Annotated in this window: 6 protein-coding genes; 2 read left to right on the forward strand and 4 right to left on the reverse strand. The window is 57.3% G+C overall.

The window, feature by feature from the left end:
- Window positions 1-152: 152 nt before the first annotated feature.
- Both AC2FIZ_RS19280 and AC2FIZ_RS19285 read left to right on the forward strand, forming a co-directional pair.
- Window positions 153-1,958, forward strand: coding sequence for an autotransporter assembly complex protein TamA (locus tag AC2FIZ_RS19280; protein WP_281996056.1), 1,806 nt, complete (start codon window positions 153-155; stop codon window positions 1,956-1,958).
- Window positions 1,955-6,028, forward strand: a complete 4,074-nt coding sequence (locus tag AC2FIZ_RS19285) for a translocation/assembly module TamB domain-containing protein (protein ID WP_281996055.1) — start codon at window positions 1,955-1,957, stop codon at window positions 6,026-6,028. Before AC2FIZ_RS19280 ends, AC2FIZ_RS19285 begins: the two co-directional genes overlap by 4 nt.
- A 416-nt stretch (window positions 6,029-6,444) precedes the next feature.
- Here AC2FIZ_RS19285 and AC2FIZ_RS19290 read toward each other — a convergent pair whose 3' ends face one another.
- The 4 genes from AC2FIZ_RS19290 to AC2FIZ_RS19305 form a co-directional block, all read right to left on the reverse strand.
- Window positions 6,445-7,416, reverse strand: a complete 972-nt coding sequence (locus tag AC2FIZ_RS19290; protein WP_281996054.1) for a LytTR family DNA-binding domain-containing protein — start codon at window positions 7,414-7,416, stop codon at window positions 6,445-6,447.
- A 321-nt stretch (window positions 7,417-7,737) separates the two neighbouring features.
- Entirely contained in the window at window positions 7,738-10,521 is a 2,784-nt protein-coding gene (fdhF, locus tag AC2FIZ_RS19295; RefSeq protein WP_496791483.1) for a formate dehydrogenase subunit alpha, read from the reverse strand.
- Between the two features lie 13 nt (window positions 10,522-10,534).
- Window positions 10,535-12,238 carry an NAD(P)H-dependent oxidoreductase subunit E gene (locus tag AC2FIZ_RS19300; RefSeq protein WP_496791485.1) on the reverse strand — a complete coding sequence of 568 codons (1,704 nt, stop codon included), beginning with the start codon at window positions 12,236-12,238 and terminating at the stop codon, window positions 10,535-10,537.
- Window positions 12,239-12,323: 85 nt separating this feature from the next.
- Entirely contained in the window at window positions 12,324-13,205 is an 882-nt protein-coding gene (locus AC2FIZ_RS19305; protein ID WP_142640095.1) for a LysR family transcriptional regulator, read from the reverse strand.
- Between the last annotated feature and the right edge of the window lie 207 nt (window positions 13,206-13,412).

The raw sequence follows: 13,412 nt of genomic DNA on the forward strand, positions 1-13,412 counted from the left end.
GCACTGAGCCATCACTTGTTCCGTTAATTTTCTTGGCCAAACGATAAACGCTTCCCCTACACGATTACAGATGTTCTAACTATCCTTAAGGGGCCGCCACATCCGAAAAGGCGCCGAAATTAATTTCTAGTTGGGGCAGCTGGAGCCAATAGATGCAGCGAATAAGACAATGCAGCTTTGTGAGAAATTGTCTGTTCGGAATAGTCGTCGCCACATTGCCCACATCGCTGGCCGCATTGGAAACCGTCCTCACGGCACCGGGCGCTCCGAAAGCGCTGGTTGAACGGATCGAAGATACCGCATCGGTGACAACCGCAGAATCCCGCGGGCTGGACACGCCGCTTGAACTTTTGTCAGCGGCCCTGTCGGACTATACCACCATTGTTCAGATCCTTTATGACGAAGGCTATTTCAGTCCCGTCGTCAGCATTAAACTGGACGGGAAAGAGGCGGCGGAACTCAGTTCACTCAACGTGCCCAATCAGATCAACAAAATCGTGATTGCTGTTAAAACCGGCCCAACCTTCACATTTGGCCAGGCGGTGGTCCGGCCAATCGCGACCGAAACGGTTCTTCCCGAAGACTATGCGTCGGGCAAACTGGCCACCACCGGCGCCATTCAGCAAGCCGCGTCAGCAGGCGTGCAGGGATGGCGTGACGCTGGTCATGCCAAGGCCGAGGTCAGCGGCCAGAAAGTCATTGCCCGCCACGCCCAGGCAAAGCTGGATTCCCGCATTGACCTCGCCCCGGGACCGCGTCTGAGCTTTGGAAAAATGTACATCAAAGGCGACAGCGATGTTCGCCACAGGTCCGTCGAACAAATCGCCGGCTTCCCAACCGGAGAGGTGTATTCCCCCCAGCAGGTGCAAAAGGTCGGAACCCGGCTTCGCCGCACCGGCACGTTTAATATTGTCTCGATCGAAGAGCACGACACTCCCAACCCTGATGGCTCCCTGGATTTCGATGTCTATCTTGAAGACATGCCCAAACGCCGCCTGACCTTCGGTTTGGAAGTGGCCTCGCGCGATGGGATGGAGCTGTCGACGACCTGGACGCATCGCAACGTGTTCCGCCGCGCCCAACGCCTGCGGTTTGAGGCATCGTTGCGCAATATTGGCGGGGCCGAGGATCTGGACGGGCGCATCGGGCTGCGGCTGGATCAGCCCGACCGGCTGGGCCCCGATGACAGTACGTTCTGGAGCGCCCTTCTGGAACGTCGCAACACCGACAATTACAACGTGACGGTGACGTCTATGGCCTATGGTGCAAGACGCACATTTTCAGACCGCCTATACGCCGAGGCATCCGCCGGGTTTCAGTGGTCGGATGCAGATGACGCCTATGGCGACGGGCGTAAGTTCCGCTATTTCATCCTGCCGTTCCGCTCCGAATGGGATGAAAGGGACAGCAAGGTCAGCGCCGCCAATGGCTATTACCTGGATGCCCGTGTGATGCCATTTGTCGGCCTGTCCGACACAGAAACAGGCCTCAGGATGTTTGCGGACGCGCGTGCCTATACCAGTCTGCGGACGCAAGGTCGTCTCGTGCTGGCCGGACGGGTCCAGATTGGGTCGATTGTAGGACCCGCCTTGGACGGGGTCACACCCGATTTCCTGTTCTTTTCGGGCGGTGCGGGCACTGTGCGCGGTCAGCCCTATGAAAGCCTCGGCATTCCTGTTGGCAATGAGGTTGCTGGCGGCAAGTCTTTCCTCGGTCTATCTGGCGAAGTTCGCGGCAAAATCACCGAGACAATATCGCTGGTCGGGTTTTATGATTATGGTGTTGTCGACACGTCCTCTTTTGTCAGCAGCGCTGCAGAGAGCCATTCCGGCGCCGGGCTTGGTATCAGATATGACCTCGGTGGTTTTGGCCCCCTGCGTCTTGATCTCGCCCTTCCCGTTCAGGGCGGCACCGGGGACGGATTGCAGTTTTACATCGGAATTGGTCAGGCATTTTGACACATCGTTTCTCATATCCAGTTTTGGCGGCTGTTCTGCTGTGGGTGCCCTACCCCGTTCTGGCGCAGGACGAAGGCGGCAGTATGCTAGAGCAGTTTCTGCAGGATACCCTGTCCGGTGATGATCAGAACGTAACCGTCAAAGGCTTGCAAGGCGCCCTCAGCGCACGGGCCACAATCGCAGAGATCACGGTATCGGATGATGAGGGCGTCTGGCTGACCATCAAAGATGCCGAACTGGATTGGAACAGACTGGCCCTGATACGTGGGCGGTTCTCGGTCAATGCGCTGACAGCGCAAGAGATCGACGTAGCCCGTGCGCCGGGCACCACAACCAAAGATGCCCCTCCTCCCTCTGCGGAAACCCAGACATTCCAGCTGCCCGAGCTGCCTGTCGCAGTTGAAATCGGCGAAATCCGCGTGGATCAGCTGTCGCTGGGGCAGCCGCTGATTGGGGTAGCCGCCGACTTATCCGTCACCGGCAATCTGTCGCTTGCTGATGGAACGCTGGACACCAATCTCGACGTGGTGCGGCTGGATCGTGCCGGAGATGAGATCACACTGACCGCCGGGTTCGACAACTCGACAAGCGAGATCAATCTGGACCTGAACGTGGCCGAGGCATCCGGCGGGCTTATTTCGACCGCTTTGAACATTCCCGACAGCCCAACGATCGAGCTGACGGCAAAAGGTGCCGGACCGCTGACGGATTTCACCGCCGATATCGGGCTGAGCAGTGACGGGCAGCAGCGTCTGGCCGGGCAGGTTCGGCTTGGTTCGGCCCCTGACGACACTGCGGAAGGCATAGCATTTACCGCCGATCTGAACGGAGACCTGACACCCTTCGTCGGCCCTGCAATCGACCCGTTTTTCGGGACGGACTCGCGGCTGTTCGTGCAGGGCCAGACCCTGCCCGAAGGGGCGCTGGACCTGTCCGATCTTCAGCTTGCAACGCAAGCCCTGAACCTTGAAGGGAAGTTGGCCCTTGCCGAAGGTGGCACATTGCAGTTTGCCGCCTTGCAGGGACGCATTACCCCGCCGCAGGGACAGGCGGTCACGCTTCCGGTTGGCGGTGGTGACAAAACAATCAAGTCCGCGCATATCTCGACCTTGTTTGATCAGAAAAACGGCAATCTCTGGGATCTTAGCCTGACAGCAGATAAGTTCAAATCCCCCCAAGCCGAACTTGAGAGCATGCAAATTATCGCGCAAGGCGTGCTCGATCAGACCCTTGGATTTACAGTAAACGGCGATCTGCAAGCCAGCGTCACGGGCATTGATCTGACCGATCCGAACCAGAATACAGCCGTCGGAGATCGCATCACGCTGGACGGGCAGTTTGAGTATGGTGATGACCAGTCGCTGACATTGTCCGGTTTCGAACTGGTCGGGTCGGATTACACTCTGGCGCTGGACACGCTGATCAGTGGATTGACCAGCGGATTGGCTGTTGATGGCAAGGCTACGCTGGACGCTACCGACCTGTCCCGGTTCTCTGGCCTTGCCCAGTTGGAACTGGCAGGGTCGGCGTCGGCAGAGGTTCAGGGCAAGGGCTCTCCGCTTGAGGGCAGCTTTGATGGCAAAGTGGTTGTTCAGGGCAACAACCTATCGACCGGTCGCGACGATATCGACCCCGTAATCACCGGCCAGACCACCATCGCTCTGGATGCTCGTCGTGGCGCGGATGGAATATCCATACGCGAGTTCAAACTGAACGGTCAGGCCGCGCAGGCACAGGCCAGTGGCGAAGTGACCACGCCTGATGGCAATCTGACAATCGACGGTCAGGCCAGCCTCAACGCGCCCGACCTCTCGGTCTTTTCCGGGCTGGCCCAGCGGCAGCTTGGCGGGTCGCTCAGCGCACAAATGGACGGCAAAGGCACCCTGCAGACGCAAGAGTTTGATGGCACGGCCAGCATTACGACGCAGGATCTGCAGACAGGTATGTCAGAAGTCGATCCTCTGCTTGCAGGCAAAACCGTGATCACCTGGGATGGTGCGAAAACGGGAGACCTTATCGACATACGCAAAGCCACCATCAACGGACGGGCCGTGACAGCACAAGTAAGCGCGTCGATCAATGACCCAACCGGCAATCTAGTTCTTGATGGTCAGGCACAGGTGACTGTCCCTGATCTTTCGCTATTTTCGGATCTCGCGGGCCGGGATCTTGCCGGGTCGGTTACCGCGGATATCAATGGCAACGGAGCTTTGTCCAGCCAAACCTTCGACATAGCCGGCGATGTCGATGCGCAGGACGTCCAGATTGGCATCAGTCTCGTCGACAAACTGATCGAAGGTCGAACGACGCTGCGTGTCGATGCCGAGAACAGTGATCAGGGTCTGAATGTCCAAAACTTCAAACTGCGGGGCACGGCCTTGACCGCAGACGCTTCGGGTCAGGTCAGCAAAGAGACCGGAGGGCTGAGCTATTCGGTAGAGCTGGACGATCTGGCGCGGATTTCCAAGACGTTGTCAGGACCACTGACGCTGGAAGGCAACGCCGCGCCAACAGCTTCGGGCCTTGAAGGAAGAGTCAGCTTGCGTGGGCCGGACAGTTCATACGCGTCGCTGACGGGGTCGGTCGGCTCTGACGGATCGGCAGACTTGGACTTTGACGCCGAGCTAAACAAGGTCGAGCGTTTCGCCCCAGACTTTCCAGGTACAATCACCGCCAATGGGACCGCAAAGCGCAAGGCAGGCGTCTGGACCATCAACTCTTCGGCGCAGGGTCCGGCACAGATCACCGGCGAAATCTCGGGCACGTTCGATGAAACCACAGGAAACGCCGATCTGCAGGCGCAAGGCGGGGTTAATATCGGTATCGCAAACCTGTTCATCACCCCCAACCAAATCGACGGGACTGCGCGGTACGACCTTAGCTTGAATGGCCAACCCTCGCTTGAGGCGCTCAGCGGGTCGATCACGACCTCTGGAACCTCGTTGGCGATACCGGGTGCCGGTCAGACCATTACCGGCATCAGCGGCGCGGTCGAGTTGGCCAACAACCGCGCCAACATCTCCCTAAATGGTGGAACCCGCGCCGGGGGTAATTTCACCGTCGCGGGCCCGATTGACCTGACGCCTCCGTTCAATGCGCAAATTACGACCACGCTCAATCGTCTCGTGCTGACGGATCAGCTTTTGTACGAGACGATCCTGAACGGGCAAATCGCAATGACCGGAGCTTTGGCCGGCAACAGCACAATAGTCGGGCAAATTACATTCGAGGAAACCAATATTAACCTCGCCGCCGCCTCGGGTGCGGTCGGCGCTGCACCCATACCAGAGATCGAACATATCAACGAAAACGCGACCAGCTATCGGACTCGGGAACGTGCCCGTTTGGTAAAACAGGACGATGCCACCCAAAGCGATTCCCGTATTGCGCTGGACATCGCTCTGCTCGCCCCCAAGGCCGTGTTTGTCCGAGGTCGAGGCGTGAATGCCGAACTCGGCGGACAGCTGTACATAGGCGGAACAACAACCTCGATCATTCCTTCGGGCCAGATCGCTCTAATCCGAGGCAATTTCGACATTCTGGGCCGCAGGCTGGCCCTGACAAAAGGGATCGTGACCCTACAAGGCGACTTGACACCCTATATCGAATTTGAATCATCAAACAGCACCTCGGACGGGACCGCTACAATCGAAATCGCCGGGCCGCTGGACGCCCCCGAGGTCAACGTGTTCTCGGATCCGGAACGGCCAGCAGAAGAGGCGCTGGCCATGCTGTTGTTTGGCAACCGTTTCTCTGAGCTGTCGCCCTTTGTCATTGCCCAGATGGCGGCTTCGCTGGCGCAGCTCAGCGGTGCAGGAGGGGATGCGACCAAGGGTCTGAGGGAGTCGACCGGTGTCGACACAGTCGATATCGGAGCAACGTCAAGCGGCGGAATTTTGGGCGCCGGGGCGTATCTGGGTGACAATCTCTATACCGATTTCAACGTGAACACCGAAGGAAATACCGAAGTGAACCTCAATCTGGACGTCACCGATAATATCACAATGCGCGGAACCGTTGACGGGCGGGGGGAAACGGGATTGGGTGTCTTTTTCGAGCGCGACTACTAATCCTGCGCGAAACTCTGCATCTGTGACAACAGTTTCGGGCCAAATCACAGGAAGGCAGGGAATTTCATTAACCCCTTTACTATCAATTTCTTAACATGACAGCGAATGCACAAGTCGCTCTATTCATTTCGTGCGACACGAATTTTCATTGCCGTTCGTTTCGAATTTTTGACGTTTCGTACCAATTTCATTGCCAGATCCGTGCCCATGCAGGAAAAGAAGGCAGCGCCTGGTTTTCGGCGTCTTTATCGAGTGACTTGTTGACCAGTACGACCTGATTATAGAGGGGGAAAAACTCAAAATCGGGGAAAGCAAAAGATCAAAATTCAAATCTTTTCATTACTAAAAATATTGAACTGCCCACCTTCCCATCCACTGCGTATTCTGTACCCAGCAGCGATGGGAAGGTGGATTATCTAAACGAACCGATAAGCCGGATGTTTCCGCCGAACGATGTCAGGTTTGTTGTTGTGAAGCTTTAACTGTTGAGGGCTTTCCGCTGACGCCATCTCGGACAGCCAATCACGCACGGCGCCGTGCCGGCTACGGGCGATCGCGATCTTTTTGCCGCAGCCCAGAACCAGATATCCGACTTCATTCAGGCTTTTAGCAATATCCACACACCGATTAGCAACCCAAAAGGACCGATGCACCTGTAGGCCATAGCATTCTGGCATTTGCGATAGGATGCCTTTGAACGTTGAACGCACCAGCACTTCTTTTTCATCTACACGCAGGGTGACATAGTGCTGCTGAGCCTGAACGAACAAGATATCCTTGGCCAAAAAATTTTGCCCATTGGCGGACACTAAACCATTGGCCACAGGAACACGGGATTCCACTCTGCTATCCGGCTCGTCCTCGGGTTGCGGATCGCCGGCGCGCAGGCGGGCCAGATAAGGTGGAAAAACCCAAACGATTACGATCACTTCAATTCCAACGACGAGAAAGTACTGAGGCAGCAAAAGCGGCGAGTTTTCAAAGCTGAAAGACAGAAACGTACTGAAAACCATTGTCGTTGCGAATTGGGCAAACTTCATCGCCCCATACGCAACGGGAAAACATGTCAGCGGGGTGAAAAACCGTTTGATGCCCAGATATCGGCTGCAGACTGCCTCAAAAAGCAACATCAGAACCACCGAACCCATATACCCCAGCAATCCGAACATCCAATAGATCGATCGCCCCAGCCCGTTTAGCGGTTCAGCAAACAATGACGGCGTCGCACCAAGGAGCAACAGCATCAAAGCGGGCAGAAACATCAGGAAGTTTCTGGACAGGAAAAAACTAAGGACTTCGCTCAGGATCGCATCAACCGACATACCCGGCAATACGACAAACGAAAGCTCAGCCTGTTTCAAATCGTTATACACGTCTTGCGGTTTCATTCAGCCCTTGTTGCTCTGATCGCACTACTACCATCTATTTCGGCTTCGGCGCCTAGGCCCGACTGCCCACAGGTTCGGGCCCTGCGCAATCGGTTCCCCAATTTCGTTTCCAAACCCAATCAAGACCTAACCTCACGACCGCAAAATGGGCGCTTTGGTGGCGTTTTCTTAGGTTTAAAATTGCTGAAACCAGAGAAATATGGCGCAAATGGCGCAAATGGCGCAAAGCTGAGTGGGAAATGCCTATTTTCCCGTTGACGTCGCGGAAACCTATAAGGGCGGCCTCGCAAGGCCGCCCTCAAAAACTCTACTCCGACACTCTTACTCAGCCGCGATTACGCCTTCGATCTTTTCAACGCGAATGGCCGAGAATTTGAACTCAGGGATTTTACCATAAGGGTCGATGGCCGAGTTGGTCAGGATATTCGCTGCCGCCTCAACATAGGCAAAGGGGATGAACACCATGTCCTCTGCAATCGCCCGGTCGGCACGCACCATGATCTCGATCGAGCCGCGACGGGTGGTCAGGCGAATGGTCTCGCCCGGTTCGATTCCCATCAGCTTTAGCTGACGTGGGTTCATCGAACAGTTGGCCTCTGGTTCAACCGCATCCAGCACCGTGGCCCGGCGGGTCATTGACCCTGTGTGCCAATGTTCAAGCTGACGACCCGTGGTGGCGATCATCGGATACTCCTCATCCGGCGCTTCATCCGGCTGGATCACACTGGCAGGAGTGAACTTGGCCCGCCCATCGGCACGAGGGAAGCCATCACCAAACACAATCGCTTGGCCCGGATCGGTCTCAGACAGCGACGGGTAGGTGATTGTTTCGGTCTCCAGCCGCTCCCAGGTGATGTTGTCGAGCGACGCCATGGTCAGCTTCATCTCATCAAACACCTGGCTAACATCGGTGTAATCCCAGTTCAGCCCGATGCGTTGCGCAAGCTCAACGGTGATTTTCCAGTCCTCACGCGCCTCACCCGGAGGTGCCACAGCCGGACGCACACGCTGAACCTGACGGTTGGTGTTCGACACGGTGCCGTTCTTTTCATACAGCGCCGAGGCAGGCAGGATGATGTCGGCGTAGTTCGCCGTTTCGGTCAGGAAGATGTCCTGCACGATCATCAACTCCAGCTTGGCCAGTGCGTCCCGCGCGTGGCCTACATCGGGGTCGGACATGGCTGGGTTTTCACCCTGAATATACATGCCCTTGATATTACCCGCATATGCTTGATCGATGATTTCAGTGACGGTCAGGCCTTTTTCGTTCGAGAAATCCTCAGATCCCCAGACCGAGCTGAACTGTGCCCGAATGCCGTCATCCATAACCGACTGATAATCCGGCAGGAACATCGGGATCAGACCCGCGTCAGACGCGCCCTGCACGTTGTTCTGGCCACGCAGCGGGTGCAGACCCGCGCCGGGTTTACCAACATTGCCGGTCATCAATGCCAGCGAGATCAGGCATCGTGAGTTATCCGTGCCGTGGATGTGCTGACTGACGCCCATACCCCAGAAGATCAGACCAGCCTTGGCCTGCGCGAAGGTACGCGCGACACGACGCAGCTGATCTGGCTCAATGCCACAAATGGGCGCCATTGCCTCGGGCGTGTAGGCGCGCAGATGCTCTTTTTCGGCTTCCCAGTTCTCGGTCCAGCGGTGGATGTACTGGCTGTCGTACAGTTCCTCTTCGACGATCACGTTCATGATCGCGTTCAGCATCGAGACATCGGCACCGGGGCGGAATTGCAGCATCTCATCAGCAAATTTACGCATGCCGACACCACGTGGGTCCATCACGATCAGCTTGCCGCCGCGCTTGGTGAACTGCTTGAAATAGGTCGCCGCAACGGGGTGATTCTCAATCGGGTTGGCCCCGATGATGATAGCCACATCCGCGTTTTCGATCTCGTTAAAGGTTGCGGTCACAGCACCCGAACCGACGTTTTCAATCAGCGCCGCCACCGATGAGGCATGGCACAGACGCGTGCAGTGGTCGACATTGTTGTGCCCAAATCCCTGACGAATGAACTTCTGGAACAGATATGCTTCTTCGTTGGTACACTTGGCCGAGCCAAAGCCCGCGACGTTGCGCGGATCTTCATCACGCAGCGCTTTCAGCTTGGTTGCCGCCAGTTCCATCGCCTCTTCCCAGCTCGCTTCGCGGAAATGGGTCGACAGGTCTGACGGATCGACGTTCAACCCCTTGGCAGGCGCATCCTCGCGCCGGATCAGCGGCTTGGTCAGGCGGTGGGGATGGTGGATATAGTCGAACCCAAACCGGCCTTTAACACACAGGCGGCCTTCATTGGCGGGGCCGTTGATCCCCTCGACATATTTCACCTTGCCGTCTTTGACCTTGAGCGAGACCTTACAGCCCACGCCGCAGAACGGGCAGACACTTTCGGTCTCGGAATCATAGTCCTTGCTGTCTCCAACCTGCTGATCGTCCAGCACCGTGGCTGGCATCAGAGCACCGGTCGGACAGGCCTGAACGCATTCGCCGCAGGCCACACAGGTTGAATCGCCCATCGGGTCGTTCTGATCGAACACCACCTGCGCGGTGTGACCGCGCCCGGCCATCCCGATCACATCATTGACCTGCACATCCCGGCAGGCCCGGACGCAGAGGTTGCAGTTGATGCAAGCATCCAGATTAACCCGCATCGCGATATGGCTGTCATCCAGCAACGGGATTTTCTCGACCTCTTTGGCCGGGAACCGGCTGTCGCTGACATCGTTCAGTTCGGCCATGTCCCAGAAATGGCTGGATTTGTCGTGGGCCACCTCGGGCTGATCGGCGACCAGCAATTCCATGACCATTGCGCGCGATTTCTCGGCACGGTCGCTGTCGGTTTTCACCACCATGCCGTCCGCCGCAGGGCGAATGCACGAAGCGACAAGAGTGCGCTCGCCTTCCACCTCGACCATGCAGGCGCGGCAGTTGCCGTCGGGTTTGTAACCCGGCTGCGGCTTATGACACAGGTGCGGAATGGTGAACCCCTGCCCCTTGGCGGCTTCCCAGATGGTCCAGCCCTCGGGCACGGTGACATCATCGCCGTTCAGGTTGAAGGTGACGGTCTTGGTTGGGCTTGCATCAAGCATGGCTCTGTCTCCCTCAGATTTCGTCAGCGAAGTGTTTCATGACCAGACGGATCGGGTTCGGGGCCGCCTGCCCCAGACCGCAGATCGAGGCATCGCCCATGACCTGGCACAGATCTTCCAGCAGATCCTGATCCCACTTGTCAGCCTGCATCAGCTTGACCGCCTTTTCACAGCCCGCCCGGCAGGGCGTGCACTGGCCACAGCTTTCATCCTCGAAGAAGCGCAACATGTTCAGCGCAGCATCGCGGGCCGTATCCTGATCGGACAGAACCACCACAGCAGCGGAACCGATAAACGTCCCGTGTGGTTGCAAGGTGTCGAAGTCCAGAGGGATATCATCCATCGACGCAGGCAGCAGACCCGAAGACGGCCCACCCGGCTGATACGCCTTGAAAGTCTGACCCTCGGCCATGCCGCCAGCGGCCTCAATCACATCCACAATGGTCGACCCTGCGGGCAGTAGATAGACGCCCGGCTGCGCCACCCGGCCCGAGACCGAATAGCTGCGCAGACCCGTGCGCCCATTCTTTTCCGTGCTGTTGAGGCATTCCGGCCCCTCGCGGCAGATTTTCGACACCCAATAGAGCGTCTCGACATTGTGCACCAAGGTCGGACGGTTAAAGACCCCAACCTGCGCCACAAACGGAGGCCGGTGACGCGGCAAGCCTTTCTTGCCTTCGATCGACTCGATCATCGCGGATTCTTCGCCGCATATATAGGCACCGGCGCCCCGGCGCAGATCGATATATCCCTTTTCAACCAGGCCAGCTTGTTCCAGCTCGGCAATCTCGCGGCGTAGAATTTCCAGCACCGCCGGATATTCATCGCGCATATAGATAAAGCAGGTCTCGGCCTCGACCGCCCATGCGGCTATCAGCATGCCTTCAAGGAAGACATGCGGCGTGCGTTCAAGGTAGTAGCGATCTTTGAACGTGCCAGGCTCGCCTTCATCGCCATTCACGGCCAGATAACGGGTGCCTTCGTTCATGCGAACGAAGCCCCATTTCTTGCCGGACGGGAAGCCAGCTCCACCCAGACCGCGCAAGCCCGAGGACAGGATGTCTTCCTGTACTTTCTCCCAATCACCGCTCTCGCGCAGCTCTTTCAGCTTTGCATAGCCGCCGTTTGCTTCATATGCCGCAAAGGTTTCATAGGCGGGCAGATGGGCGTGGGTATCATCCGCAGCAATCGCCGCCTGCACCTTTTCAGGGGTGGCATGGTCGATATGGTTATGCCCGATCTCCAGCACAGGCGCAGTATCGCAACGACCCATGCAAGGCGCACGCAGGACACGGACGTTGGAAGGATCAAGACCGTCTTCCAACGCCTTTTGCAACTGCTGGGCACCGGCCATTTCGCAGGACAGGGAATCGCAGACGCGGATGGTCAGCGCGGGCGGCGGGGTTTCATCCTCTTTCACCACATCGAAATGGGCATAGAAGGTGGCGGTCTCATATATCTCGGCCTGACCAATCCGCATCTCGACGGCCAGCGCAGCAATATGATCGGCGCTGATATGGCCGTGTTCGTCCTGAATTAGATGCAGAAATTCGATCAAAAGGTCGCGACGGCGGGGACGATCGCCCAGCAGGCGCGTGATCTCGGCCTGTGCCTCATCCGTGAACTGACGGCCTTTGGGTGTGTGCCGCCCCTTGCCTTTACCTGACTTCCAGACGCCCTTTGGCGCGCCTGATGGCTTGGTATCTAATGGTGCCATGATGCCCTCCGATTCAGGCCCCGTGTCTCATCAGACTAGCATATCGTCAAATCGCATATTTCAATCGCACGATAACGACACCTTATCACCGCAAAGACGTCACCACCGCGCGCAACGCTCCAACCGTTGGCAGTTCCGGATCGCGTGTCAGGGTCGCCAGACAGATAGGTTTGCTGACCACCGGATCGACCAAAGGCAGAACCTTTGTTCCCTTCAGATCCCCCAACGCCCGTACTAACACGCGTGGCACCACGGTGGCCGCCAATCCCTCACGCGCCATGACCATTGAGGCAGTGAACCCGCTGGTTTCCGCGACCACATGAGGATGCAGGCCCTGTTCTGCGAAAATCCGGTCTAATATGCGGCGGTTCTGCATCTGCGGTTCAAGCAGGCTGACCGGAAATTCGGCGACCCGCGCCCAGGGAATTGGCCCCGTTTCGTCTGTCATGTGAGACGGGATCAACAGGACATAGGTTTCTTCATACAGCGACTGTACCTGCCGCAAATCGGTGCCGATACTGTCGCCATATGTGATGCCCGCATCCAGACTGCCTTCGTCCAGCCGATGTTGAATGGCCGTAGCCGACATCGTTTCGATCCGAGTGATGATGCGCGGATGCGCCTGCTGTAGACGCTTGATCAACCGGCCCGTAAAGGCGATTGCAGTCGGGATCACGCCCAGTATCAGAGTCCCCGTGATTTCCCCCTTTGCCGCCTGCACCTGCTGTTCCAAGGCCTTGGTGTCGTCCAGAATGCGCCGCGCCCGCTGGACGATCATCTCGCCCTCTTCGGTCAGGCCCTGAAACCGGTTGGCGCGGCGGACGATGGACACGCCCAACCGATCCTCTAGGTTGCGAATACGCATAGAAAACGCAGGCTGGGAAATCCCGCATTCCTCGGCTGCCTTTGCAAAATGCCGGTGCCGCGCCAAAGCGCTGAGCAGTTGCAGGTCGCGGATTTCGATCATGTGGCGGCATCACTCATATCAGGTCGGTGCCGACACTAGCGGAATTCCTTGGGATACGGAAAGCAGGAGTTAAACCCGGCCCCTCCTCGAACCGATCCTTATTACCATTGGTAATGCCAAGTTTGGACCTTAGGGTCAGGACTCATAGCCAATAGATGACGAGAGCTGCGATGGCGATTGCTGAGAGGAAGACCTTCGGGCACCTGT

The organism is Ruegeria sp. CDSB022, assembly GCF_059611145.1.

Bases quoted from the DNA above. Each gene is read 5' to 3' on its own strand.
- AC2FIZ_RS19280 (WP_281996056.1), top strand. From the start codon at position 153: ATGCAGCGAATAAGACAATGCAGCTTTGTGAGAAATTGTCTGTTCGGA.
- fdhF (WP_496791483.1), bottom strand. From the start codon at position 10,521: ATGCTTGATGCAAGCCCAACCAAGACCGTCACCTTCAACCTGAACGGC.
- AC2FIZ_RS19290 (WP_281996054.1), bottom strand. From the start codon at position 7,416: ATGAAACCGCAAGACGTGTATAACGATTTGAAACAGGCTGAGCTTTCG.
- AC2FIZ_RS19300 (WP_496791485.1), bottom strand. From the start codon at position 12,238: ATGGCACCATTAGATACCAAGCCATCAGGCGCGCCAAAGGGCGTCTGG.
- AC2FIZ_RS19305 (WP_142640095.1), bottom strand. From the start codon at position 13,205: ATGATCGAAATCCGCGACCTGCAACTGCTCAGCGCTTTGGCGCGGCAC.